19 protein-coding genes are annotated in these 25223 nt (G+C 58.0%); 6 read left to right on the top strand and 13 right to left on the bottom strand.

The genetic code is table 11. The features are described 5' to 3' along the window. Positions 1-29: 29 nt before the first annotated feature. A complete protein-coding gene (locus CSING_RS07890; RefSeq protein WP_042531219.1) occupies positions 30-2150 on the bottom strand; it encodes a PTS fructose transporter subunit IIABC in 2121 nt (706 codons plus the stop codon). A gap of 22 nt (positions 2151-2172) precedes the next feature. After that, a complete protein-coding gene (pfkB, locus tag CSING_RS07885; protein ID WP_042531217.1) occupies positions 2173-3144 on the bottom strand; it encodes a 1-phosphofructokinase in 972 nt (323 codons plus the stop codon). Positions 3145-3377: 233 nt separating this feature from the next. On the opposite strand from pfkB, the gene ptsP reads away from it, so the two are divergent. Next, a complete protein-coding gene (gene ptsP, locus CSING_RS07880; RefSeq protein ID WP_042531215.1) occupies positions 3378-5063 on the top strand; it encodes a phosphoenolpyruvate--protein phosphotransferase in 1686 nt (561 codons plus the stop codon). A 103-nt stretch (positions 5064-5166) separates the two neighbouring features. On the opposite strand, the gene CSING_RS07875 is transcribed toward ptsP, so the two are convergent. Both CSING_RS07875 and lexA read right to left on the bottom strand, forming a co-directional pair. Beyond that, a complete protein-coding gene (locus tag CSING_RS07875) occupies positions 5167-5949 on the bottom strand; it encodes a DeoR/GlpR family DNA-binding transcription regulator (protein WP_042531214.1) in 783 nt (260 codons plus the stop codon). A gap of 379 nt (positions 5950-6328) precedes the next feature. Beyond that, positions 6329-7051 (bottom strand): transcriptional repressor LexA, encoded by a 723-nt coding sequence (gene lexA, locus CSING_RS07870; protein ID WP_042531212.1) that lies wholly within the window; start codon positions 7049-7051, stop codon positions 6329-6331. A gap of 835 nt (positions 7052-7886) precedes the next feature. On the opposite strand from lexA, the gene nrdR reads away from it, so the two are divergent. After that, on the top strand, positions 7887-8345 hold the full coding sequence (gene nrdR / locus CSING_RS07865) for a transcriptional regulator NrdR (protein ID WP_042531210.1): 459 nt from the start codon (positions 7887-7889) through the stop codon (positions 8343-8345). Here the strand turns inward: nrdR and hrpA are convergent. Beyond that, entirely contained in the window at positions 8342-12217 is a 3876-nt protein-coding gene (hrpA, locus tag CSING_RS07860) for an ATP-dependent RNA helicase HrpA (protein ID WP_042531208.1), read from the bottom strand. The two genes, nrdR and hrpA, sit on opposite strands and share 4 nt — an antisense overlap. Positions 12218-12311: 94 nt before the next feature. Between hrpA and CSING_RS07855 the strand changes: the two genes are divergently transcribed. Further along, the gene (locus CSING_RS07855) at positions 12312-13406 is read left to right on the top strand and encodes a DUF4013 domain-containing protein (RefSeq protein ID WP_042531206.1); all 1095 of its coding nucleotides are present in this window, start codon (positions 12312-12314) and stop codon (positions 13404-13406) included. Positions 13407-13494: 88 nt separating this feature from the next. On the opposite strand, the gene CSING_RS07850 is transcribed toward CSING_RS07855, so the two are convergent. Further along, entirely contained in the window at positions 13495-14454 is a 960-nt protein-coding gene (locus tag CSING_RS07850; protein ID WP_042531204.1) for a hydrogen peroxide-inducible genes activator, read from the bottom strand. Between the two features lie 159 nt (positions 14455-14613). Between CSING_RS07850 and CSING_RS07845 the strand changes: the two genes are divergently transcribed. Next, on the top strand, positions 14614-15207 hold the full coding sequence (locus tag CSING_RS07845) for a peroxiredoxin (protein WP_042531202.1): 594 nt from the start codon (positions 14614-14616) through the stop codon (positions 15205-15207). A gap of 46 nt (positions 15208-15253) precedes the next feature. Continuing rightward, complete coding sequence (locus CSING_RS07840; protein ID WP_042531200.1) at positions 15254-15784, top strand: carboxymuconolactone decarboxylase family protein; 531 nt, start codon at positions 15254-15256, stop codon at positions 15782-15784. Between the two features lie 93 nt (positions 15785-15877). On the opposite strand, the gene CSING_RS07835 is transcribed toward CSING_RS07840, so the two are convergent. The 5 genes from CSING_RS07835 to CSING_RS07815 all read right to left on the bottom strand — a co-directional run bounded on the left by CSING_RS07835 (position 15878) and on the right by CSING_RS07815 (position 22010). Further along, a complete protein-coding gene (locus CSING_RS07835) occupies positions 15878-16588 on the bottom strand; it encodes a VIT1/CCC1 transporter family protein (RefSeq protein ID WP_042531197.1) in 711 nt (236 codons plus the stop codon). Between the two features lie 147 nt (positions 16589-16735). Then, the gene (locus CSING_RS07830) at positions 16736-17113 is read right to left on the bottom strand and encodes a hypothetical protein (RefSeq protein ID WP_042531195.1); all 378 of its coding nucleotides are present in this window, start codon (positions 17111-17113) and stop codon (positions 16736-16738) included. A 20-nt stretch (positions 17114-17133) separates the two neighbouring features. Further along, the gene (locus tag CSING_RS07825; protein WP_407637951.1) at positions 17134-18159 is read right to left on the bottom strand and encodes a PTS sugar transporter subunit IIC; all 1026 of its coding nucleotides are present in this window, start codon (positions 18157-18159) and stop codon (positions 17134-17136) included. Positions 18160-18341: 182 nt separating this feature from the next. Further along, positions 18342-20903 carry a DEAD/DEAH box helicase gene (locus tag CSING_RS07820; protein ID WP_042531192.1) on the bottom strand — a complete coding sequence of 854 codons (2562 nt, stop codon included), beginning with the start codon at positions 20901-20903 and terminating at the stop codon, positions 18342-18344. A gap of 81 nt (positions 20904-20984) precedes the next feature. Further along, positions 20985-22010 (bottom strand): PAC2 family protein, encoded by a 1026-nt coding sequence (locus CSING_RS07815; RefSeq protein WP_042531190.1) that lies wholly within the window; start codon positions 22008-22010, stop codon positions 20985-20987. A 381-nt stretch (positions 22011-22391) separates the two neighbouring features. Here CSING_RS07815 and CSING_RS07810 point away from each other — a divergent pair, with 381 nt between their 5' ends. After that, positions 22392-23567 (top strand): DUF4192 domain-containing protein, encoded by a 1176-nt coding sequence (locus CSING_RS07810; RefSeq protein WP_084226186.1) that lies wholly within the window; start codon positions 22392-22394, stop codon positions 23565-23567. On the opposite strand, the gene galE is transcribed toward CSING_RS07810, so the two are convergent. After that, positions 23524-24507: a UDP-glucose 4-epimerase GalE gene (gene galE, locus CSING_RS07805; RefSeq protein ID WP_042531188.1), complete on the bottom strand. Its 984-nt coding sequence runs from the start codon at positions 24505-24507 to the stop codon at positions 23524-23526. The two genes, CSING_RS07810 and galE, sit on opposite strands and share 44 nt — an antisense overlap. A gap of 2 nt (positions 24508-24509) precedes the next feature. Continuing rightward, on the bottom strand, positions 24510-25190 hold the full coding sequence (locus CSING_RS07800; protein WP_042531186.1) for a metal-dependent transcriptional regulator: 681 nt from the start codon (positions 25188-25190) through the stop codon (positions 24510-24512). Between the last annotated feature and the right edge of the window lie 33 nt (positions 25191-25223).

Raw genomic sequence — 25223 nt, 5'->3', positions numbered from 1 at the left:
TACGCGGGTTCCGAACTGGACGTCCGGAATTACGCGGCAGCCGCAGCTGATTCAGCCTTGGCAGCAGCCTCTTCAGCTGTCTTATTGGGCCAGAACTGTTTCATGGCAATGACAGCGATCGCGGCCACCGCCACGCCAGCGAGGATGGCTACGAAGTAAGCCCATGCAGGCTCGATGGCGAAGATAACGAAGATGCCGCCGTGCGGAGCGCGGGACATGACACCCAGCGCCATCGACAGTGCTCCGGTGACCGCACCGCCAAGCATCATGGACGGGATGACGCGAAGCGGGTCGGCCGCAGCGAACGGGATAGCGCCTTCGGAGACGAAGGACAGGCCCAGCAGCCACGCGGACTTGCCGTTCTCCTGTTCCGCCGGGGTGAAGAGGTTCTTACGCGCGAACGTAGCGATAGACAGTGCGATGGGGGCGACCATACCGGAGGCCATGACGGCGGCCATGATCTTCATGGAAGCCTCGTCACCAGTGGACAGGCCCGCGGTGGCAAAGAGGTAAGCGGCCTTGTTGACTGGGCCGCCTAGGTCAGAGCACATCATGAGACCGAGGATGATGCCCAGCAGAACAGCAGAAGAGCCAGACATGGAAGCCAGCCAATTCTGTAGACCGTTCATGATAGCGGCCAACGGGGCACCGAGCAGCAGGAACATGAGCAGGCCAGTAATCATAGTGGCAAGCAACGGAATGATGACGACAGGCATGAGGGAGCCGATCCAGCGCGGCACCTTCCAGTTTCCAATCCACATGGCAACGAAGCCCGCAATGAGACCGGTGACGAGGCCGCCGATGAAGCCCGCACCCACAGTGACAGCAATGGCGCCGCCAGCGAAGCCCGGCGCGATGCCAGGGCGGCCTGCCAGTGCGAAGGAAATAAAGCCGGAGAGAGCTGCGACAATGAAGCCCATCGCCGCTTGGCCAATGGCGAAGAGTACCGCGCCGAGGTAGAGGCCAAGGCCTGAGTGCTTGAAGGTCATCGTTGCGCCGTCGACCACTACGTCATGGCCTGGCAGGTCCGTCAGTGAGTATTCGGTGGTAATAGCCTGCCAGCCGTTGGCTACGTCGTAGCCGCCAAGCAAGAATCCCAGCGCCAACAGAAGGCCGCCAGCTGCGACAAACGGCACCATGTAGGACACACCGGTCATGATGGCCTGCTGGATACGCTTGCCCCAGCTCAGCCCTTCGCCTTCTTCTGCCGAGTCGGAGTGCTCGGTGCGTGCGGTACCCGCGACTTTTCGGGCATGCGGGTTGGTGGAGGCGGTGATGGCCTCATCAATCATGACGCCTGGTTCGTTGATGGCGCGCTTGACGCCAGATTCAATGACTGGCTTGCCTGCGAACCGCTCGCGGTCGCGGACACCAACGTCGGTGGCGAAGATGACGGCGTCGGCAGCCGCGATGGTGTCGGCGGAGACAGCAGTGTTATTGGAAGAGCCCTGAGTTTCGACAGTTAGCTCGACGTCATCGCGTTCCTCGGCGGTCTGTGACAGGGCATCGGCAGCCATGTATGTGTGTGCGATACCGGTTGGGCAGGCGGTGACGGCGACGATGCGTGTCTTTGTTGCATCTGAGGCACTCTGCGCGGGGCGAGATTCCGAGGCGGGAACAGCGGCGCCGGCAGAAGCTGCTCCTGCTGCAACCGCAGTAGTTGGAGCGGTGTCGGTGGTCTTTTTCTTAGGCTTTTCGGCGTTGACGACGTCCAGGACCAGTGTCACAATCTCGTCCGTGGTCTTTGCGGTGCGCAGCGACTCAAGAAAGTCCTTCTTAACGAGTGCTCGGGCGAGTTTGGACAGAATTTTAAGGTGTGCCTTGCCACCGCCTTCGGGAGCCGCGATGAGAAAGACCAGTTGTGCGTCGCCATCGGGCCCCGAGAAGTCCACGCCGTGGGAGAGTCGGGCGAAAGCTAAGGTGGGTTCGCTGACTGCCGCTGAACGGCAGTGCGGGATAGCTACGCCGCCGGGGACACCAGTACCAGCTTTTTCCTCACGGGCGATGGCGGGTGCTGCGAGTTCGTCGACAGAGCTTGCTCGTCCGGTCTTGTGGACCAGCGTGGCGAGGTTGGTGATGACGGATTCGATGCTGTCACCGAAGTCAGCGTCGAGAGCAACGAGGTCGGTGGTGATGAGATCGGATGCCATGTGGGTGCACTCCTAACAGGTGCTAGTGGGCGGGGACTGCACTGACTGCAGTGCCTTCGATATCAAGTTCTTCGGGGGTGGGGAGTTGTGTTCCGGGAAGGCCGGCGGCTGCGGAGCCGTAGGCCACAGCGCTACGCAAGGCGTCTGCGCTCGAGGCGCCGCGACGGCGAGCCAGGATGTATCCGGACAGGGAAGAATCACCTGCGCCTACGGTGGACTTCACGGTCACTGGCGGGGGAGTAGCGGCCCAGGCTTCATCTTCGGTGACCAAAACCGCGCCGGCGCTGCCTAGCGTGACAAGGACCTCGGAAATGCCGCGCTTGACGACGTCCCTCGCGGCCTTCACAACGCCTTCAAAATCACCGTTCTCAGCGGATACCTCTAGGGCTTGGCCGTCGACACCAGCGAGCTGCCCCAGCTCAAGACCGTTGGGCTTGATGAGATCGGGGGCGGCAGTATCGAGGTTTTCACCGAGCGCGACCATAGGGGCGTCGGACGTATCGACGGCGATGTGGAGCTGAGGGTTGGCCTCGCGGGCGACGGTAATGAGGTGTGTGTACCAATCAGCAGGAACGCCTTTGGGCAAGGACCCAGCCATGATGAGCCACTCAGCACGAGGCGCGTACTCGGCGAGCGCTGCGGCGATAGCTTTCTGATCTCTTTCGCTGAGCGTGGGTCCGGGGCCGTTGAGTTTGGTCGTTCGGCCATCAGGCTCCGTCAACGTGGTGTTGGTTCGCACAGCACCGTCAATCTCCACCGCGTGGACGGGGATGGAGTCTGCCGCAGTGAGTGCGAGGAAGTGATCACCTAGAGCGGCTGGCAGGAGAGCTAGGCTGTCGGCGCCTGCTTTCGTCACCGCATGGGTGACGTTGACGCCTTTTCCACCGGCTACGTGGGTAACCGACGCGGCTCGGTGGACTGAGCCGGGCTGTATCGCTTCCTTGAGCGTAATGGTGGCGTCGATGCTGGGGTTCGGGGTCAAAGTAAGGATCATTCTGGAGAGTCGTCCCCTTTCGCGGCGTACGTATATTGGGAGCCACCAGTCATCGTGGCGTACCTGCCACGTTGAGGTTGTCTCGGCCATTGGAGAGTGAATGTTGTTTCATTTCCGATTGTTGCCCGATTGTGTCTGGTTGTCAATAGGATCACTCTGGTTTTCATTGAATTTTTGGGCAACATGTGGTGTTCTGGGTTAAGGAAAAATCGTCTCCGTTAAGGATTTGTGTCATGGAAAACGCATCCCCATCCACCATCAAAGGAACCGGAGTTGTTGCCGGTGTTGCTTATGCCGAAGCGGTGTGGGTTCGCCCCCGCCCGGAGCTACCTACTGCCGGAGAAACCATCGCGGAGGAAAACCGCGATGCAGAATACGACCGTTTCCTCGAAGCCGTCGATATCGTCGCCAGCCGCTTAGAACAGCGCGCTGCTGGTGCTGATGGCCAGGCTGCGGAGGTGTTGACAGCCACCGCTGGAATGGTGAAGGACCGCGGCTGGCATAAGGCCGTCCGTAAGGGTATTCGCGGTGGTAAAAATGCTGAGTACGCGACTGTTGGTGCAACGGACAAATTCGTCACCATGTTTGAGGCCGCTGGCGGAGTTATGGCGGAACGCACCACGGACCTGAAGGACGTGCGAGACCGAGTTATTGCGCAACTTCGTGGGGAGCAGGAACCGGGTCTTCCCATGGTCGACGGTGAAGCGGTTCTGCTCGCTGATGACCTAGCCCCCGCAGATACCGCAACCCTTGACACCTCCCACATCAAGGCACTGGTGACTGAACTCGGTGGCCCGACTAGCCACACTGCGATTATCGCCCGCCAACTGGACATCCCATGCATCGTGGCGGTTGGAGCGGAATTGCGCACGATTGACGCCGGCACGCAGGTCTTCGTTGATGGTTCCGTGGGCACGGTGTCCCTCGGTGCAGACCGTGAGAGCTCGCTCAAGGCCGTTGAGGAGTACCGTGAGAAGGCAGCCCGTGTTGCCGAGTGGCGTGGCCCAGCACAGACCAAGGACAGTCACCGCGTGCAGCTGCTGGCCAACGTGGCCGATGGCAACGCTGCGCGTATTGCCTCGGATTCCCAAGCGGAAGGCATTGGACTTTACCGTACGGAGTTGTCCTTCCTTTCTGCGAGCGAGGAACCTACCGTCGATGAACAGGCACGTATCTACGGCAAGGTGTTTAACTCGTTCCCCAGCGCCAAGGTGGTCGTTCGCACACTCGATGCTGGATCGGATAAGCCGATTTCTTACGCCACCCTGGACTCCGAAGAGAACCCTGCGTTGGGCGTGCGAGGTTTGCGAGTCGCGCGCGACAATGAGGCACTGTTGACCCGCCAGCTCGATGCCATCGCGCAGGCGGCCGCTCAACGTGATGAGGATTCCACCACGTGGGTCATGGCCCCGATGTTGGCCACTGCGGTTGAGGCAAAATGGTTCGCGGGATTGTGCCGTGAGCGTGGCCTGACCGCCGGTGCCATGATTGAGGTTCCCGCTGCCGCACTGATGGCAGACACCATCATGCCGCACCTCGATTTCGTTTCTATTGGCACCAACGATCTCACTCAGTACACGATGGCTGCTGACCGCCTGTCCCCGCAGCTGGCCTACCTGACGGATCCATGGCAGCCTGCAGTTCTGCGCCTCATTCAGCACACCTGTGTGGTTGGCCGCGATAACAACGTTCCGGTCGGCGTGTGTGGTGAGGCAGCTGCTGATCCAATGCTGGCGTGCGTACTAACCGGCCTTGGGGTGACCTCGTTGTCCGCAGCTTCGACTGCAGTTGCTGGAGTGGGCGCACAACTGGCTGAACTTACTTTTGAGCAGTGTGAAAAGATGGCGGAAGCTGCTGTCAATGCAGAGAGCCCATCTGAGGCCCGTTCTGCAGTTATTGCGCTGCTTGAGGAGTTTTAAAGACCCCTTCATGCCTTAACGAAAACCACCCCTGACACCTCAATCCTATGAGGGGTCAGGGGTGATTGATCTTTTAAGTAGAGCCAGAGACCTCAGCCGGGAACTAATGTTCGGGGGCGATGATGACGTCGATGCCATGCTCCTTGAGCGCCTCGACAAATGTCTCTGGAGCTGCAGAGTCGGTGATGACAACATCAATGTCGTCGAGAGAAGCGAAGCTGACTAGGTAATCGTTACCCAACTTCGACGAATCGCACAGAACGACTACGCGATGGGCATTGGTAACAAAAGCGGACTTGATGGCAGCTTCTTGCGAATCTGCAGTAGATAGACCGTGGTCAACGGTCAAGGCGTTGGTGCCGATGAAGGCGACGTCGGCGCGCATCAGCGCCATTGTTCGCAGTGCCGTATCGCCCACAACCGCTTGGGTAATAGCGCGAACGGTGCCACCCAACAACTGGACATCGGATACACCATTGTTGGCCAAAGACAGGGCGATTGGCAGACTATTCGACACGATGTTGAACTGGCCTGCTGAATAGCGCTGGCCGATTAGGTCGGCGAGGGCATTAGTCGTTGTACCAGCGTCGAGGAAGATACTTCCTCCGTCTGGAAGCTGATCCAGGGCGGCACGGGCAATAGCCATCTTCGCTCCAGTTGCAGAACGCTGACGCGTATCTAGGGTGAACTCGGCGGTTTGGAAAGATTGGGAGGCGACAGCGCCGCCATGAACTCTGTGGACAACTCCCTCACGGTCGAGGACGGCAAGATCACGGCGAATAGTTTCGGCAGTGACGTCGAAGCGTTCGGACAATTCAGTGACGTTAACCCGGCCTTCCACGGCGGTTAGCGAGGCAATCTGACGGCGACGTTCTTCTGCGTACATAGTTCCTCCCTTTGAGGGGCTCCATGGGGGACGGTCGCTGCGCCGGACTGTGGCTCGGAGAAAGTCTCGAAGCGGCGAACGAACGAAGCAACGAATGTTGTGGCAATGTCTCCATTCTCGCATTAAGTGCGGGCAAAGCGGAACTAAACAAATCAAAACACATAGAATGCCATAAGATTCATCTCCAAGTCCTGCGTTGGCCTGCACATTTGGGATTCTGTGATTTAGCACGCTGATTGGGTGCAGATCGGGCACATACACACACACAAGGGGGTGGAAAAAGAAAAACTCTCCGCTCGATTCGCCCGCACCGTGTGGAGTGTGGAGGGGAGATTGAGCAGGGAAAGAGGCGCTAGATGCGACGTGGGGCGGGGACTGTCTAAAGCTTGCGGAAGACTGAGACGACCTTACCCATGATCTCGGCCTCGTCACCCTTGATCGGGGAGTAAGCCTCATTGTGCGGAAGCAGCCACACGCCGGAGGAATCGCGGTGGAACTCCTTGACCGTGGCTTCCTCTCCATCAAGGAGTGCTGCAACAAACTCGCCCTCCTCAGCGACTGATTGCGAACGAATGATGACCCAGTCGCCATTAAGGATGCCCGCGTCCTGCATGGAATCCCCGACTACTTGCAGCATGTAGAGCTCACCATTGCCAACGATGTCATCGGGCATAGGGAAGTAGGTGTCAATATTCTCTTCGGCGGTGATGGGGGAGCCCGCTGCGATGCGACCGACAACCGGAATATAAGTCGGTGCGGATGCTTCTTCCGGAATGTCACCCGTGACGGCTTCAACAGTTTCCTTGGCTGAGCTGGCTTTCCGGCCTGGTTTCTTAGAATCATCGGCACTAGGGAAGTGGCGAACGTCTACGGCGCGCGGCTTGTTAGGGTCACGGCGCAAAAAGCCCTTTTCCTCGAGCTGTTTTAGCTGGTATGCCACTGAAGAAGTGGACTGAAGTCCAGTGGCGTCACCAATTTCACGAATGCTTGGCGGGTATCCACGCAGCATTACGGCATCGTGGATGACCTCGAGAATGCGTCGTTGGCGTGGGGATAGAGATTCGAGAGTAGGCTGGTCGTTCTTTTTGGGTTTACGGGCCATGTCAACTCCTAGGAAGGCTTGGAGGGTGGTCGGGGAAATGCGATCTATTGGGTGATGTATCTGGGGCAGATTGTGTTGTCGCCTGGTTCCTTTGTATCACGTAAAGAAAAAATGTTCGAGAGTCGGCGCGCAGATGTGGACAAATTTTCGAGGAGGTGTTATAAATCGAACATACGCATCAATTCGAACTATTTAGCGATGGAAGTGTTCGATGGTGTCGGAGTGCTTTTCTACACTTCAGCTATCGCCATCACCTAGTGACCAACCAACGAAAGGCAACAACATGGCTATCGCCCTCAATACCAACCGTAACCACAGCTTCTCGGCTCGCGGCGAAAGTTTTTCGCGTCCTTCAGTAGTGCCACCGGCGTCGGTGTGGGAGCCCTCTGCGCTTGGTAATGACTCCGCGCGCCGAATCTCACCAACGGAACATGTTCGAACTTTATCGCCGTTAGATAGAACACAGAGGCGTGATGTACGACGGGTTGAAAGCGCCGCAGTTGCGCGATGCAGGGGTGAGAATCGTCTACACGGTGGATCGAACGTAGGTAACTATGTCCTTGGCGCAGTATTCGGCGCTGCGGTGTTTATCGGCACGGTATGGGGCGGGTTGAGCATCGACGGACAAGCTCCGTCCGCACCCTCCGCTACTCAAGACGTGGCCGCGGCTTCCCAGTAGAATTCCGGTAACCTCTACTCCCGATACCGGGCGGGGCGATACAGTGAGTAAACTACGGGGCGATACTCCGCGTCCGAGTTTCTTGCAGTGCTAAACCCACCTTGGGGTGAGTAAGAAGGGCGCAGCTCAAGTCACCGTGAGGAAGGATACCGCGCCGTGTATTGCCCGTTCTGTCACAACGAACAATCACGAGTTATTGACTCCCGTGTGGTGGACAGCGGTACGTCGATACGTCGGCGCCGCGAATGCTCAGCCTGTAAAGGCCGATTTACCACTGTTGAAAAAGCGGTCCTCCTGGTAGTCAAACGCAATGGTCTTGCTGAGCCATTTAGTCGCGACAAGCTCATTCGTGGCGTGCAACGTGCATGCCAAGGCCGTGACGTGAGCGATGATGCACTGAAGAAGCTGGCGCAAGAGGTAGAGGAAACAGTGCGCAGCCATGGATCCTCCCAGGTGAATGCCAACGACATCGGCCTAGCCATTCTCGAGCCGTTGCGTGACCTCGATGAGGTGGCCTATCTACGATTTGCGTCCGTATACAAGTCTTTCGAAAGCGCGGATGACTTCGAATCTGAGATTCGCCTTATGCGTCGACGCGATCGAGACTACTTCTAGCGCACTTTGTCGGCGGCCTTCTGCACTCGGCGAAGGGAAACTGCGTGGGCGGTTCCCAGGCGTTGGGCAAAGAGTGAGACCCGCAGTTCCTCGATCATCCAGTAAATGTCCTTGACCTCACGCGTCTTTTCGCGGCCAGGGGGTAGAGCCCGCAGACGGTTAGCCAGATAAGCCTTGGCCTCGTCCACGTCTGCCTGACGGTCGGCATCACGGTCTGGATCGAGGTTCATGTCCTCGAGGCGAATCCGCGCGGCCTGTATATAGCGCGGAAGATGACGCAGGTGCTGGATACCATGGACCGTGAGCGCGTTCGGAGGCAAGAGGAACTCAAGCTGAGAACGAATATCGTCGATGGCTGGGCCCTCCCACTGCTTCAGCTCCGCGGAGAGGTTCGAATACTCAGCCAAACCGGGGGCAATCGCCACGACAGCTTGTCGGACTCGGCCAGGTACTTCTGGTTTCACCGCATTGAGTAACGCGGTGAATTCAGCGGGGCTGCGGACCGGGCCTCCTTTCTCCATCATGATGTCTCGAACCGCTGCGACTCGAGCGTCGTTGATGAGTCCCTTAGCTCCGCCATGCGGGTAAGCATCGACAGCCACTCGCTGCTGCAACGGCAGGCCCTTGACCATCTGCTGGGTATTGACGGAAATCTCCCGCAACAAAAGTGTGAGCGTGGTGGTGATCATGGAGGCATCGGCAGCTGCCTTCGTGGGGTGCACCTTGAGGGCCACACCCTCCTTGGTGGCCACAAGAGCAGGGTAGGCCGTGACTTCGTGGCCATCCACCACGGTGGTGACCTCTTCGTCGATGCTGCCAAGGGTATCGTCAGACCATTCCTTGACTACTTTGGATTCTGATTTGCGGCCGACTCGGGACACAGAGGAAGAGATGTGCCCGGCTTGACGCTGGACTAGAGCCTTGAGGTCGCGGTCGGAATCGATCACCTTGCCGCGCTTATCCACCGCTGCGAAGTTCATCCGCAAGTGTGGATCAAGTTGATCGGGGCGGAAATCAGTGGCGTTAATGCCTTGGCCACCCATCTCCTGCAGCACGGAAGCCAGCTGTTCGGTGAGGCGTCCCTCGTAGGGAAGAAGCTTAGGGAGCGCACGTTCCGCAAACTCAGGGGCCGGCACTACTGTGCGGCGCAGTGCCTTAGGAAGGGACCGAATAAGTTCCGTGACCAGCTCAAGCCGCAGGCCCGGTACCAACCAGTCGAAACCCTCGGTGTCGAGGCCCGCGAGCAGCGGCACGGGAACCATGAGCGTGACGCCATCGAGCGGGTCGCCAGGTTCGAACTTGTAGGAGAGGTCGTAGTCGATGCTGCCCTTCAGCCAGCGGTCGGGGAAAGCCTCCTCGGTGACGTCATGGTCATCCTCAAGGAGCTTCTCTGGATCGAAATCGAGGGCATGTTTGTTCTTTTGCTTCTTCCACCATGAATCGAAGTGCCGAGCCGTGGTGACCGTCTCCGGAATGCGCTGGTCATAGAAGTCGAACAAGGTATCGTCGTCGACGACAAGTCCGCGGCGACGAGCCTTCTCCTCGAATTCGGAGGCCTCAGCAAGCTTGCGCTTGTTGTCGTGGAAGAAGTGGTGGTGGGTCGTCCAGTCGCCGTCGACAAGCGCATTGCGGATGAACATATCGCGGGCCGCTGCTTGGTCGACGCGGTGGTAAGGCACAGTACGGTCAGCCACTACGGTGACCCCGTAGAGGGTCGAGCGCTGGGTGACCACAGCGGAACCGCGTTTTCGTGACCATGTCGGGTCGGAATAGTTGTGCTTTAGAAGGTCCTTCGCCAACTTTTCCACCCACGCTGGATCGATAGCTGCGACGTCGCGTGCCCAAAGCCTGGAGGTCTCCACAAGTTCGGCAGCCATAAGAAACTCCGGTGGCTTCTTTGCCAGGGCAGAACCGGGGAAAACAAGGAACCGCGTGTTGCGGGCGCCGATGAATTCCTTCGAGTTTCCATCACGGGCGCCGATATTGGAGAGCAGTCCGGACAGCAGGGACATGTGGATGTCATCCGGGCGGCGTTCGGTACCTTCCTGGGCTTTCCATCCGAGTTGCTTGGCCACATCGCGCAGTTGGCGTACAAGATCGAACCACTCACGGATGCGCATATAGTGCAAGAAATCAGCCTTCATGCGCTTGCGGAAGGCGTTGCCGCTCATTTCTTCGCGGGTTTCCTGCACAAAGTCCCACAAGTTGAGCATGGACAGGAAGTCGGAGGTCCTGTCCTTGAACCTGGCATGCGACTGATCAGCCTGGGTTTGCTTGTCCATGGGACGTTCGCGCACATCCTGAATCGTCATCGCAGCGACAATGATCATGACGTCCGTCAGACATCCAGAGCTGTTGGCTTCTACGAGCATGCGGGCCATACGTGGATCGACAGGAATGCGCGCGAGGTCGCGGCCTACGCGGGTGAGAACCGGAAGGCCGTCCTTTTCTTTGCCTTGGAGTGCGCCCAGTTCGTGGAGAAGAAGAAGGCCATCGCGAACGGCCTTGGGCTCGGGAGGCTGGACAAAGGGGAACTCGGAAATATCGCCGAGGCGCAGCGAGATCATCTGCAGGATGACGCTGGCAAGGTTGGTGCGCAGAATTTCCGGATCCGTGAATTCTGGGCGAGAAAGGAAATCCTGCTCGCTGTAGAGGCGAATAGCAATACCATCAGCGACACGGCCACAGCGGCCCGAACGCTGGTTGGCGCTGGCCTGAGAAATAGGCTCGATGGGCAGGCGCTGAACCTTGGTTCGGGTGGAATAACGCGAGATACGTGCCGTACCGGTGTCAACAACATAGCGGATACCGGGCACGGTCAGTGATGTCTCGGCGATGTTGGTGGACAAAACGATACGTCGACCGCGGTGCGAGCTGAAGACGCGGTGCTGCTCCTGGTTGGAAAGGCGGCCGAAGAGGGGAGTGACCTCCACGCCGCGCCATCGTCGGCCCTCGATAGCTTCCATCGCATCACGAATATCGCGCTCGCCAGGAAAGAAACAGAGGATATCTCCTTCGCCTTCGGCCATGAGCTCCTCAATGGCTTCGCACAAGGCGTCCAAGGGGTCGAGGTCAATGGTCTTACCACCGGACTCCACCTCAAGGGGGCGGTAGCGGATTTCTACCGGGTAGGTGCGGCCAGAGACTTCGATGATGGGAGCAGGTTCTCCTTCCGCGTTGGAAAAATGCTCTGCGAAGCGTTCTGGGTCAATAGTTGCGGAGGTAATAATCACCTTGAGATCCGGGCGCTTGGGCAGCAGACGTTTGAGATATCCCAGCAGGAAGTCGATATTGAGGGAGCGCTCGTGAGCTTCATCGATGATGATGGTGTCGTACGCGTTAAGGAAGCGGTCTCGTTGCATCTCCGCAAGCAAAATGCCGTCCGTCATGAGCTTCACCGCAGTGGTGGCAGAGACTCGGTCATCAAAGCGGATGGCATAGCCTACCGATTCCCCGATCGACTGATTGAGCTCATCCGCAATGCGCTCGGCCACAGTGCGGGCAGCCAGACGGCGCGGCTGCGTATGGCCAATGAGGCCACGACGTCCGCGGCCGAGCTCCAGACAGATCTTTGGGATCTGAGTGGTCTTACCGGAACCGGTCTCACCGGCAATAATGACCACTTGGTTGTTCTCAATGGCCTCAGCAATGTCGTCTCGCCGTGCGGTGACAGGAAGCTGCTCTGGGTAGCTAATATCGGGAACCCCAGCGTCGATGGCCGCCAAGCGCTCGTGCGCGGTATCAATATCGGCTCTGATGGCCTCGAGAGCGTGGGGCGCGCGGGCTTTGCGGAGGCGGCGGCGGAAAGCTCGCTCATCACTCAAAGAGACATTGGTGAGAGCGCTATAGAGTTCATCGCGAGTGGCAGTCATAATCGCTCTAAAAGCTTACTCTTTCACCGATTAACGTGAAGTTGTTGGTACTCTCGTGTTGTCTATGTGACCAAAGATGTAAAGGACACAAGTGATGACCAATCCCTTTGACCCTAATTCAGAGAACAATTCCTCCCCGAACGGCTTCGGTGGTGGTGTCAATAATAATGGTGGCTTGCCGCGTTATGAGCCGACCAACCACCCAGAAGACCAAGCGGGTTTCGGCCAGCCTGGTGGCTATGGCTCCAACGAAGGATTCGGCGGAAGCGCCTACGGAGGCAGCTCATCTGGCAGCGACTCCTTTGGCGTTGGCCAGGACTACGGCGGCTACGGTGCCTATAACGCTGGCCAGGAGGGCTACGCGGGCGCAGGCTATGGGGGTGACAGCAGTTATAGTGGTCCTGGCCCGCAGGCTGGCCCAGCTTATACCGGTCCGGTGAGCGCTGTTGAAGCCATCAAGTGGGGATTCAACGCCACCCTGAAGAACCCGTTGCTGTGGATTCTGGGCGCTGTCGTCGTTGGTCTTATTCAGCTTGTTAGCCAGGCAGGGGTCAACGCAGCGCAGAATGCCGAAGGTGATGGAGTCAGCGTTGTCTTCGACCTCCTCTCCTTCGTGACGAGCATTCTTTCTCTCGTCATTGGACTTGTGGTCTACCGCTTGGCCTACCGTGAGATTGACACGCCAAAGCCGACGTGGGGGACCCTTTTCCAAGGGGTCCGTTGGATCCAGCCGTTTGTTGTAAGCCTTGTATTGGGCTTGTTGGCCGCTATAGTCATTGTCGCATTGGTAGTCATAGCTATCGTGGTGGGCTTTGGTGGTCTGTCAGCGTCCGAGTTGGACAGTCTGGAACAGCCTTCTGATGGCCAGGTGATGACCTTGGTGGGCTCCATACTCGGCCTGCTGCTAGTGTCTTTTCTTGTCGCGCTGTTCATCCAGCCTTTCTTCGTCCTCATGCCGTGGCTTGCCGCGGACACCTCCTCCATCGGTGAGGCATTCTCGAAGGGGCTGAAGCTGGGTAAGGACAACTACGGTCATATCCTGCTGTTCATTGTTCTTTCTGCTCTGCTATTTGCGGCCTCGCTCATAACGCTGGGCCTTGCGCTGGTGGTCATTGCCCCGGCTATGCAGTTGGCTACTGCGCATCTGTGCCGTCAGTGCCAGGGTCGATATGCTCCGGCGGTGCAGTAAGGCATAACACTCGCGCGTAACGAGTGATCTCGCCCCTTTCCTCTGTCCATCCACACAGGACGGACAGAGGAAAGGGGCACCTCTCGTTTTAGGGAACTGGGAAGAGCTCGCGGGAACGCGTCAGCGCAGCATGGTAGGCGGCAGTGACTAGAGCTCCGAAGGTTCGGAATTCCTCGGCGCGGGCCGCGGATGAGCGAAACGTGAGGCCTACCTGGCGCTCGGCGGCGACAGTGGGGGCAAAGCGGGCAACGGCGAGCTGTGGATGGGTGCATTCGGTAGCCAACGCTGACTCGGGAACCAGGGTGGCGCCGAGGCCGCCCATAACGAGCTGAAGAATGGTGGTGAGAGAGGACGCGCGAGTCACAGCGTTGGTGGCCTCGGAGGGATTGATCTTGGCACGTCGGCACAGATCAAGGACTTGGTCGCGCAGACAGTGGCCGTCATCGAGAAGCAGAAGATCAAGGGCGTCAAGCTGCTCGAGCGTGAAGTCCTCGCGTCCCGCGAGGGGGTGGTCGGTGGGTGTGACGACCGTGAAACTTTCGGTGTACAGAGGGACTTCCACCATTCCGGAGGCTTCGGTGGGAAGGGCTGTGATTGCCAGATCGACGGTGCCCTCGCGCAGCTTAGTGAGTAGGTGCTGAGTCTGCTCCTCGACGAATCGGGGCTCGAGATTGGGATAGACCTCCGTGATGGACTGGAGCAGTGCGGGAAGTATGTAGGGGGCGATCGTGGGGATTATGCCAATGGTCAGAGGCCCAGACAACGTACCGTTGGTGCCTCTGGCGCGAGCGAGGAAGGCATCCGCGGCCTCGAGGGCAGCCTTGGCGAAAGGAAGAAGTTCTTCGCCTGCGGACGTGACGATCACCTTGCGGGTAGAGCGCTCGATGAGCTGGATGCCCAGGCCTTGTTCGAGGGCCACGAGGGCTTGGGAAAGGGAGGGTTGGGAGATATCGAGCTTGGCGGCTGCGGTTCCGAAATGCTTGTTCTCCGCGATGGTAACGAAGGTGCGTAGCTGCGCCAGCGTCGGCCGATACTCCTTATTGTTCATGCCTATAACTCTAACACTTATAAATAAGTCAAACTATTGACTTGCGAAGGTGCTGTTGGCATACTTAGCAACTGAGTGGCTACATGCCAGCGTAATGGCGCACTGACATATAGCTACAGAGATTTGCATCACAATTTCTGCAAGGAGTTGACTCTTTCTATGCCTATCCTGACCGTCGGCGAACAGTTCCCAGAGTTCGAGCTAACTGCGCTGAAGGGCGGTGACCTCCACGACGTCAACGCGAACCAGCCGGAGGATTACTTCGAGCAGGTTTCCCTGGATAAGTACCGCGGCATGTGGAAGGTTGTGTTCTTCTACCCGAAGGATTTCACCTTTGTGTGTCCGACCGAGATTGCGGCCTTTGGCAAGCTGGATGAAGAGTTCCAGGATCGCGATACCCAGATTCTTGGCGGCTCTACCGATAACGAGTACGCCCACTTCAACTGGCGCGCTACCCACCCAGAGCTCAAGGAAGTTCCGTTCCCGATGTTCTCTGACATCCGCCACGACCTGATCCGTGCCCTCGGCGTGGAGAACGCTGACGGCGTCGCCGATCGCGCCACCTTCATCATCGACCCAGATGGTGTCATCCAGTTCGTCTCCGTGACTCCGGATGCGGTTGGTCGCAACGTCGATGAGGTGCTTCGCGTGCTCGACGCGTTGCAGTCGGAAGAGGTTTGTGCCTGCAACTGGGAGGCTAATGACCCGACGAAGAACATCAACAAACTGGACGTCGTTAAGTCTGCCCTTTAATTAAGGGCGGTGACTGACAGGGAAAGTCCGCGAAAGGAGACCGCCAGTGTCTATTGATAACCTAAAGTCCGCGCTTCCGGCCTATGCCAAGGATCAGAAGCTCAACCTCGGCACGCTGTCCCGTACTACCGAGCTGAACGAGGAACAGCTGTGGGGCAGCCTGGTTGCCGCCGCTGCAGCTACCCGCAATGACCTCGTACTCAAGGAGATTCTTGAGGACGCCCGCGAGCACCTCAGTGAGGCGGCGCTTGACGCAGCCCTCGGCGCTGCCACGGTAATGGCCATGAACAATGTGGCTTACCGCGCCAAGAGCTGGTTGGGTGATGACTTCGCCCAAGTTAAATTCGGCCTGCGCATGAACATCATCTCCAAGCCGGGCGTGGACAAGGCCACGTTTGAGCTGTGGAGCACGGTTGTTTCTGCGATCAACGGCTGTGAGCACTGCCTGTCTGCCCATGCCAACACCCTTCTCGAGGAGGGCGTGACCAAGGAGCAGATTTGGGAAGGCATTAAGGTCGCCGGCGTTGTCGAGGCTGTAGCCCAAGCACTCCAGGCAGAGTCCGTCCGAACTGCGTAACTGCTTGGCCTCATGCTCACACCGTACCGCCCCACGACTGCATCAGCGGCGTGGGGGCGGTGGTGTGTGCGGAGTAGCGCGCGCCGTTGGTGCTTATCCTATGACTCCACCGAAGGCAACGCCGATACCGTAGGTGATCGCCAGGCCCAAGGCGCCGCCGAAAACGAGACGCAGCATGGAATGGGTTGCATCAGTGTTTGCCAGACGTGCAGAAACGTAGCCTGTCACAGCCAACGCGACGAGCGTGATGATAGCAACGACGGCTGCTGCCATCTCCATTGGCGCGAAGAAAACCGAGATGAGCGGCAGGGCAGCACCCGCCAAGAAGGACACGGCTGACCAGAACGCTGCATGCCACGGGTTGGTGAGGTCCTCGCCATCAATGCCCATCTCTAAGCGCAAGTGAGCCTCGAGGAGTCTGTCTTTGGCAGCGATTTCCTGTGCGGCAGTTTCAGCCGTCGTTGTGTTCATTCCATAACTAGAGAGCATCGAGACCAGCTCCTCGTGCTCCGGTTCTGGGAGCTCGGCAAGCTCGCGGGTCTCTTTGGCAATCATCATTCTTTCGGAATCACGTTGTGCGGAAACGGATACGTATTCACCTAATGCCATTGATGCTGCGCCTGACACTGTGGCAGCGAGTCCAGCTGTGAGAATTGCGCTTGCCGACGCCCCCGAGCCCACCACGCCTAACACAAGCGCGGCGACGGAGACGATTCCGTCGTTAGCGCCAAGCACACCGGCACGTAGCGAATTCAGCCGCGCGTTGTGGGAAGCACCGTGAGGCTCATCGTCATGAAGAGTCATGGCCCGCTCCTTATACTAACCAGGTTCTCAATTGTCTAGAGAACTTCTAGTACTTAAGTATCATCGCTGGTCACGCGCTTGTAAAGCGTGTGTAGGCTAACTTGAGCGGGCGCAGTGCAGCCTTAGATTGGATGGGTTTAGGCAGCCTTAGATAACCGTTCCGGTCCACTCGCCGCAGGACGTGCCGTCCACGTAGAGCGCCATGGTGAAAACTTCGTCATGCAATTCAAAATGGGAGGAAGGGATGGTGACGGCAAGAGCTTCTGGAGTGTAGGCGTAGGCATAATTCACAGTGCGGTGAATGTCACGAGTGTCCTCGCCAAAGGACGCGATCTCCATGGAGTTCAGCTCGTCCTTGTTGAAGAGGATGGTGAGTTCGAGGTCGCGGGTATGGAGAGTGTAGGTGACGTCTCGGTAGTGTGGCAGCCCACCAAGGAGCCAGTGGACGGTGACGGCATCGTCATGGACATCGAAATGCACCCCGGCGAGGCGGATAGTGGTGGCTGAAGAATCTGGTCGAGTCATAGCGGCCCCTACTGTACGCCTTACTCGAAATTCAGAGCGTAGTACTCCGATTTTGTCAGGCGCAGAACCTTCTCGAAGAGCCAAGAAAAGAGCAGGCCAAGGGCCAAAGGGAGGACAACGTAGACGAAAAGGATGATGAGGACGTTGCTTGTGGTCCAGCCCCAGCCTTCATAGTTCAATGCGGCCAGCGGCCCCATGAGTCCAGAGATGCCAAAACCCGCAGAGATTGGAGTACCTGAGATGCCGAGGGCTCCGCCCACGCCGCCCACGATGGCAGCAGTACAGATGACGGGGAGAAAGGTGACGGGTTTGGAGAGCATGTTGGCCATCTGCACCTTCGGGGAACCGAGGACGTGCAGGATGGAGGTGGCGAAGCCGTTGGCGCGCCAGCCGGCGGCAAGAAGGGTAAAGCTGGCGGCCACCACGCCTAGGTTGGCGGTGCCGGATGCTACTCCCTCCATAAAAATGGCGGTGGCGATGCCCACGGTAGACACTGGAGACACGATCATCACGGCAAAGAGCACGGCGAGCACAACACCCATGACGATGGGTTGGAGCGTAGTAGCGCCATTGACGAGGCCACCCAGCCACACCGTGAAAATCTTGACGATGGGATAGGTGACTACCCAGCCGATAGTGCCGACGACGAGCGTGACGATGGTGGAGAGCAACAAAATGGAGTAGTTCTTTAAACGCCCGCCAATGAGGAGCAACAGCCCCACAGCCATGGCGGCAGTCAGTCCGGAGTTGATGACGAGTCCGGTTCCTTTGAGTAAGAAACCGCCATCAGGATTGGTGGTGGCGACACCGGAACCGCAAAAGGAGGCTATGCCTACGGCAGCGGTCTGGATGGGAGTCAACGTGAACTCAATGGCCACGAGGATGCCAATCATCACCGGAAGCAGGCTTGCAGCAAGCCCGGTAAGGGTGAGCACGGTGGCCGCGCCATCCCAGTATGGAAGCAGAGCTTTGGCAAGTTCACCAAGGAGCGCTTGTGGGACGAGGGAAACAACCACCGCAATGGAAATGCCGTTGAGAACCTTCATGGTGAAGGAACCAGGGGTGAGGTGTTCCACGGAGGACGTCTCGCTAGCGTCGGGAGAATCAGCGGGCTTCTGCTCTAGCTTCTCTGGGGGTTGCGTGCTCATCCCTCAAGCATAGGAATAATATTCGGAGAATGGAAAATATTAGTCGGAGGAATGAGCATTAATTTTCCTGACAGCCTTCGTCAGTGCTCCACGCGAAGCTCAGAGAGTCGCACCTCACCAGCCTCATCGGAGGCATCTAAGTCCACGATTCCCACTATCTGGTAGGCATTGTCGTCCTCAGGATCCTTGAGAATCTGACGCACGGTCCACGAGCGTGAGGAGGCCTGAGTGCCCTCCTTACCTTTGTCGAGCACGAAATACTCTGGCCCGCGCGCTGCCGGGCCGACATCGATATCGTCATAATCGTCGAAGTAGTCATCGAGGGCCTGACCAAAGTCGGGAACTTCGTCGAGGTAGTCCAAAAGCTCGGCCAAGCGGTCCTCCTTTTCCAAAGCGAAAAGCTGGGCAAGGCGGAAGAAGTAATTTCGCACCATGATGCCGAAAGCACGTTGGTTCGCGGTAAGAGCGGTGGGGTCCTCCACACCGAACGCCAACTCGCGGTCGAGATCCTTCTGGGAGATCGGAGAGTCTTCACCAGCCATTTCTGCCCACTCGTCAACAAGCGAGGAATCCACTTGGTGAATAAGCTCCCCAAGCCACACGATGATGTCCTCGAGTTCCTCGGTGAGGTACTCCTCCGGGATGGATTGTTTAAGCGTGCGCCAAGCATCGGTGAGATAACGCAGGATAACGCCCTCAGAGCGGGCCAGACCGTAGGTTGCCACGAGGTCGGAAAAGGTCATTGCGCTCTCCAACATGTCCCGCACAACCGACTTGGGACGCAGCTCAAACTCCTTAGCCCAAGGGTTGGTGTGGCAGAACGTCTCATAGGATTGTTCGAGCAAGTCCTCGAGAGGTTTCGGCCACGTGATGTCTTCCACGATGGCCATGCGCTCGGTGTAGTCCACGCCCTCAGCTTTAAGAGCTGCAATCTCTTCGCCTCGGCGCTGTTTTTGTTGAGCTATGAGGACTTGGCGGGGATCATCGAGAACCGATTCAAAAACGGAGATGACATCCAGAGCATACGTTTCAGATTCCGGATCAAGCAGCGTCAAAGCCGCCAATGCAAAGGGGCCGAGCGGCTGGTTGAGCGCAAAATCGCGCGGCATCTCTCGGACCACGTGATAGGGGCGGCCGTAAATATCGAGTCCCTTGGTGGACTTTTGCACCACTCCCGAATTGAGGAGGCCACGGAAGAGACTCAACGCGGTCAAAATGTCCTCGTTCTGTCGCGTCCGAGTGTTGTGACTTGTGCGCAGCAAATGCTTCAAGTGCTCGTAACCGTTGCCATGGCGAGCCAGCACATTGAGCAACATCGAGTTGGACACCCGGAACTGGGAAGTGAGTTGCTCCGGTTCGGCGTCGATAAGCCGTGCGTAGGTCTTCTCCGACCACGAAACCTCACCTTCGCGCGCGGACTTCTTCTTAAGCTTCTTGAGGCGCGCCGGGTCATCCCCGAGACGGCGGCGTGCCTTAGCGTTCTCAATCTCATGCTCCGGGGCCTCGACCACGACCGTGCCCTCGGTGTCGTAGCCTGCGCGACCCGCACGGCCAGCAATCTGGTGGAATTCTCGCGACTTGAGGATGCGCTGCCGGGTGCCATCGTATTTGGCTAGGCCCGTCATGAGTACCGTACGAATCGGAACATTAATACCGACTCCCAACGTGTCGGTACCGCAAATAATCTTCAGCAGCCCCTTCTGCGCCAGACGCTCGACCAGGCGCCGGTATTTGGGCAGCATGCCCGCGTGATGGACGCCGATACCCTTGCGCAGCAGCTTGGACAGATCCTTGCCAAAAGTCGTGGTGAAACGGAAGGAGCCGAGCTCGGCTGCGATTGCTTCCTTTTCTTCCGGAGTGATGATTTTTGACAGAGAGGTTAACGCCTGGGCACGCTCAGAGGCTTCGCGCTGCGAGAAATGCACAACATAGACGGGTGCCTTGCCGGATTCGAGGAGCTCTTCAATAGTCTCGTGCACCGCAGAAAAGACATACGAAAAGTCAAGGGGAACCGGGCGTGTTGTCCCGGCCACGAGTGTGGTGGTGCGGCCGGTGCGTTCAGTGAGGTCTTTTTCCAGCCAGGCGGTGTCACCGAGTGTGGCGGACATGAGTAGGAACTGTGCCTTGGGTAACTCGAGCAGCGGAACTTGCCAGGCCCAGCCGCGGTCAGGCTCGGAGTAGTAGTGGAACTCATCCATGACGACTTGATCGATCGCAGCTTCCGCGCCATCACGCAGCGCGATGTTTGCCACAATCTCAGCGGTGGCTGCGATGATGGGGGCAGAGCCATTGACGGTGGCATCACCGGTCATCATGCCGACGTTCTCGGGACCAAAAATCTCACACAACGCGAAAAACTTTTCGCTCACGAGGGCCTTAATTGGCGCCGTGTAGAAACTGCGCTGCCCGCGGGCCAGTGCAATGAAATGAGCTGCATTAGCCACCATAGACTTACCGGAACCAGTAGGGGTAGCCAAAATGACGTTATCGCCGGCCAAGATACCGAGCGAGGCTTCCTCCTGGGCGGGGTAAAGCGAAATACCGCGGCCGGAAGCCCATGATTGAAAAGTGTCCCAGATGGCCTCATCAACCATCGACTCAGGGACTTCGGCGAGATCGGGCAACATCTGAGAAAGGTTCACCCATCCCACCTTAGGCGAAAGCACGAGTGGCCATGCAGGTGGGCCGGTCACTCGTGCGGGCTGGACTTAGGTGATGAGTACCTAGACGTCATCTCCCATGTCAGTGTCTTCGTCTTTGCCTTCGTCCTTGCCGTAGTTGTCCTCACGGTCATCGATGTTCTCAGAGAGGATATCGGGGTCATCATCGAGCCCAGCGAGGAAGGCCTCGAAATCCGCTCCGATCTCTTCGCCCGTGGGCATATGTTCTTCGCCTGGCATGATGGCCTGTGGGTGACGCTTGCGATAGCGCTCCATGTAGGCGTCATATTGCTCTTCGAGCTGGTTGACCACACCGGCAATCTCATCAGAGTCGGCGACCTGTTCTTCCAACTGCTGATGCACTCGTGCCACATCGGCTTCGAGGCTTCCCAACGGGATATTGAGATCCGCAGCAGAGGCTACAGAATCCAGAAGCCGCAGAGTGGCCGAAGGATAGGACGAGGCAGCCAAGTAGTGGGGAACGTGCGCGGTGTAACCGGCCACACGGCGGCCCTTCTTATCCAGAGCTCGCTCAATGTAGAGCGCGGCGGCCCCTGGCACCATCATGGTCGACTCCATGCGCACCATGGAGTTCAACAGCTCCGGGGAATTGCCATGCGCTGTAACCACCGTCGGGCGGGTATGGGGCACTGGCATCGGGGCAGAATAGAGCATGATGGTGTTCTTGATGTCGAACTTCTCCACCAAATTCACCACCGCATTGGTAAACGCCTCCCACCGCAGGTCTGGCTCTGGGCCAGAAAGCAGCAGGAAGGGCTTACCAGAGTTATCGCGGAGGACCTTGATACCAAGGTCGCTGTTTTCGATCTCGACGGTGCGGTCATGATCAATGGTGACGGCAGGGCGGCGCGAACGATAATCAATCAACTCGTCGTTGTTGAAGGATGCCAACTGACGGTTATCCAAAGCAGCTTTGAGATGATCCGCGCTGGCCTCGACCGCTTGTCCGGCATCAGCGTAACCATTCATGGCCACGATCATGGTGGGCCCGCTGCCTTCTACGGAATCGTCCTTGACCACCGGAGCGGGGTATTCCAGCTCATACATGCGGCGCTGTTCTTCCTGCATGATGTAGTGACTCCTCCTTCGCGTCCGACGCTTAGTGTAGAGCGTACGGACTAAATCAGCGTTCTGTTGCGTGCAACGCTGTGCACTTACTGCCTATTCCCAGCCCCTTTCGCCTAATCCCAATTACCCTGCCGAGCTCATGGCGAGGGCGGGGAGCCGAAGGCTAGTGAAAACCGATAATAATCGATCCAGCATGCCATAGAGGAGACGTTTCTGCCATGTGTGCGCCCCCAGCCGCTCTCCGGAATACATGACCCAGCATGTGGATAACTAGTGAACTTTCACAGTTAAGAAGGCGAGTCCGGACTCGTTATCCACAGATCTGTCGCTCACCTTAGTAAGGCTCTAGCGAACCGGTGGCTCCTGCCTCAGTCTAAAGACATGAGTTCATACACAGCGCAGACAGAAAACACACCACCAATCACAACCCCCGGCCACCTTCTAGCGAACATTCCCGGCCTGTTGGGCTTTTACCCAACTGAATCCGTCATTTTCATGGCTATTGATACCACTCCGCGTGGCCCCGCGATGGGGCCAGTCGCTCGCGTTGACATTGAGGATGCCGAAGAAACTCTTCCTGAAATAGCCGCAATGTTGGCGGAAGAAGCCCGCGAAGGGATCTTTGCCTTCCTCGTATCCCACCGTCCTGTGTCGGATCTGAGCCAGGTTGCTTGTTGGCTATACACCCTTGACCGAGGGCGCGACGGTATCGATATTGACGCCGCATGGTACGTGGGAGAGATTGCCCGCGATGAGCCCTATACCTTGCTCCACGGGGCGGTGAGTATTGACGGCCGCGGTCCGATGAAAAACTGGGTTGAAGGGACAATCCCTGCGTTGACCGACGCACCGACGATGCGCTCATGCGTCGACCACGACGTCGTCCCAGAACTCAGTCGTGAGGAGTTCTTCGCCACCTTTGCCCGCAACAACCAACACTGTGATGCGCTTGAGGCCGAGGCTTTGGGACGTGAAGCGCGAGAAAGCGCCACGAGGTTCCGCGCCCGAGTAGCTTCGGAAAAAGGGGATAAGCGAAAGGAACTAGTCGATAACTTCATCGATGATGTCCGCTGGGCCCTTTCTACAGCAGGAAGCATCGAGGACTCGGAGACCAACACTGAGCTACTGAAGACCTGCGCGGTGTGGATGTCCACCACCTGGACGCGCGATTTGGTAATCGCTAGCTGCACGGACGCAGGTGAACAGGCCGCACAGCTCTTGCTGGCGACGGCACGAACCTACGATGGGGAAATTCGCGCTAACGCTCTAACAGTTTTTGCCTTGACACACCTAAAGATGGAGTGGGACATTCTTGCCGGACCGGCGCTACAAACGGTGGCAGAAGAGTTCCCGAGCCACCGCTTGGGGTCATTGCTATGCCAAGCCTATCGATACGGTCTCCATGACAAGATGCGTGAGACGATCGGCCGCGGTGCACGAGAAGCCTATAACTCTGCCATTGGAAGGGAAGAAGAATCGGCGACTGTGAGCGGTGTCCCTAGAACTACGGCGTCTAGCGATGCGCCGAGTGAGCCCGCTCGCCGAGTTGCCGGGTGAAGTTCCATGCGTCGGTAACGATGGTGGTGAGATCAGTACGGCTCGGGTTCCAGCCGAGCTCAGACTTAATTTTGTCCGAGGAGGCCACGAGCGTTGCTGGGTCGCCGGCGCGCCGGGGCGCCAACTCAGCCGGGATGGGGTGCCCGGTGACGGCACGACAGGTCTCGATGACCTGCTTGACTGAATATCCATCGCCGGAACCGAGGTTGTAAATTCGGTGAGTACCGTCCGTGTTGGTGGTCAGCGCAAGCACGTGGGCATCGGCAAGGTCACGGATGTGGATGTAGTCGCGCACCGCGGTGCCATCAGCCGTGTCATAGTCATCACCGAAAATAAAGATCTTCTCGCGGTGGCCCAACGCCACCTGTAGGACGAGTGGGATGAGGTGAGTTTCTACTTCACGGTTCTCACCGATGTTGCCGTAGGCGCCGGCCACGTTGAAGTAACGCAGAGAGGTCGCTCCCAAGCCGTAGGCCTTGGCATAAGAGGTGATCATGTAATCAATAGCCAGCTTCGAGGCGCCGTAGGGGTTGGTGGGTTGCGTAGGCATTGCCTCCGTAATCGGAACCTGGTCCGGCTCGCCGTACGTGGCGGCAGTAGAAGAGAACACGAGGTTCTTCACGCCGAACTCCCGCATGGCGTTCAGCAGCGTCAAGGTGGTTACCACGTTGTGCTGCCAATAGTCCGCAGGTTCTTCTACGGACTCGCCTACAAGCGAACGTGCAGCGAAGTGGATAACACCTTCAAATCCACCCTCCGAGAGTACGGAGTGAGCCACGTCGGCCACGTCGCCCTCCACAAGGCGTGCTTGGGAAGGGAGAGCCTCGCGGTTGCCGGTGGAGAAATTATCGATGATGGTGACGTCGTGGCCATTTTCGACGAGGACAGCAGCGCAAACGCTACCCACATATCCGGCACCACCGGTAACGAGAAGCTTCATGTCTACTTCACCTCCACGCGGATAGCATGTGCAAGATCGTCGACGAGCTCGATTGTCTCCCCGTCTCCAGTGCTCAGCGTGATGGAGCCATTGTTGTTCACCACTGTTACCGGCGACCCGACATGCAGGCCAGAGGTGTGTAGGGCACGGAACGTGGAGTTGTCAGCTTGTAGGACCTCATTGATTTGCACGATGGTTGCCTTAGTTTCCTCGCCTAAAGGGAGATCAATAGCGCGGATGCCGAGGTCGAGTTCTGCCGGAGACGCGCCAAGCTGCGCAAGGCCTGGAATGGGGTTTCCGAAAGGCGAGCGGGAGGCATCGTCGAGCACGGCGACAACGCGCTTTTCTACTTCTTCGCTCATAACGTGCTCCCAGCGGCAGGCCTCATCGTGGACCTGGTGGATGTCCAGCCCCAACACATCCGTCAACAGGCGTTCTGCAAGGCGGTGCTTACGCATGACGTTGGTTGCCAGTTCGCGGCCTTCGGGGGTGAGGTCAAGGCTGCGGTCAGTGCGCACGTGAAGGAGACCGTCACGCTCCATACGGGCTACGGTTTGAGACACGGTAGGTCCGGATTGTTCGAGGCGCTCCGCGATGCGGGCGCGCAATGGGGTAATGCCCTCTTCTTCGAGCTCGTAAATGGTTCGCAGATACATTTCCGTAGTGTCGACTAGGTCCCTCACGTGGGTATACCTTTCTGCGTCATAGCGGTCAGC

Source organism: Corynebacterium singulare (assembly GCF_000833575.1).
In the GTDB taxonomy this organism is placed as follows: Bacteria; Actinomycetota; Actinomycetes; order Mycobacteriales; family Mycobacteriaceae; genus Corynebacterium; species Corynebacterium singulare.
Note: the sequence above shows the minus strand (reverse complement) of the source record. Positions and strands in the feature narration are given on the sequence as shown.

What these genes read in the sequence shown, in the direction of transcription:
- hrpA (WP_042531208.1), bottom strand. Translation starts at nt 12,217, where the DNA reads ATGACTGCCACTCGCGATGAACTCTATAGCGCTCTCACCAATGTCTCT.
- CSING_RS07850 (WP_042531204.1), bottom strand. Translation starts at nt 14,454, where the DNA reads ATGAACAATAAGGAGTATCGGCCGACGCTGGCGCAGCTACGCACCTTC.
- CSING_RS07810 (WP_084226186.1), top strand. Translation starts at nt 22,392, where the DNA reads ATGAGTTCATACACAGCGCAGACAGAAAACACACCACCAATCACAACC.
- CSING_RS07890 (WP_042531219.1), bottom strand. Translation starts at nt 2,150, where the DNA reads ATGGCATCCGATCTCATCACCACCGACCTCGTTGCTCTCGACGCTGAC.
- CSING_RS07835 (WP_042531197.1), bottom strand. Translation starts at nt 16,588, where the DNA reads ATGACTCTTCATGACGATGAGCCTCACGGTGCTTCCCACAACGCGCGG.
- CSING_RS07815 (WP_042531190.1), bottom strand. Translation starts at nt 22,010, where the DNA reads ATGCAGGAAGAACAGCGCCGCATGTATGAGCTGGAATACCCCGCTCCG.
- galE (WP_042531188.1), bottom strand. Translation starts at nt 24,507, where the DNA reads ATGAAGCTTCTCGTTACCGGTGGTGCCGGATATGTGGGTAGCGTTTGC.
- CSING_RS07855 (WP_042531206.1), top strand. Translation starts at nt 12,312, where the DNA reads ATGACCAATCCCTTTGACCCTAATTCAGAGAACAATTCCTCCCCGAAC.
- lexA (WP_042531212.1), bottom strand. Translation starts at nt 7,051, where the DNA reads ATGGCCCGTAAACCCAAAAAGAACGACCAGCCTACTCTCGAATCTCTA.
- CSING_RS07825 (WP_407637951.1), bottom strand. Translation starts at nt 18,159, where the DNA reads ATGAAGGTTCTCAACGGCATTTCCATTGCGGTGGTTGTTTCCCTCGTC.
- pfkB (WP_042531217.1), bottom strand. Translation starts at nt 3,144, where the DNA reads ATGATCCTTACTTTGACCCCGAACCCCAGCATCGACGCCACCATTACG.
- CSING_RS07875 (WP_042531214.1), bottom strand. Translation starts at nt 5,949, where the DNA reads ATGTACGCAGAAGAACGTCGCCGTCAGATTGCCTCGCTAACCGCCGTG.
- CSING_RS07845 (WP_042531202.1), top strand. Translation starts at nt 14,614, where the DNA reads ATGCCTATCCTGACCGTCGGCGAACAGTTCCCAGAGTTCGAGCTAACT.
- CSING_RS07830 (WP_042531195.1), bottom strand. Translation starts at nt 17,113, where the DNA reads ATGACTCGACCAGATTCTTCAGCCACCACTATCCGCCTCGCCGGGGTG.
- ptsP (WP_042531215.1), top strand. Translation starts at nt 3,378, where the DNA reads ATGGAAAACGCATCCCCATCCACCATCAAAGGAACCGGAGTTGTTGCC.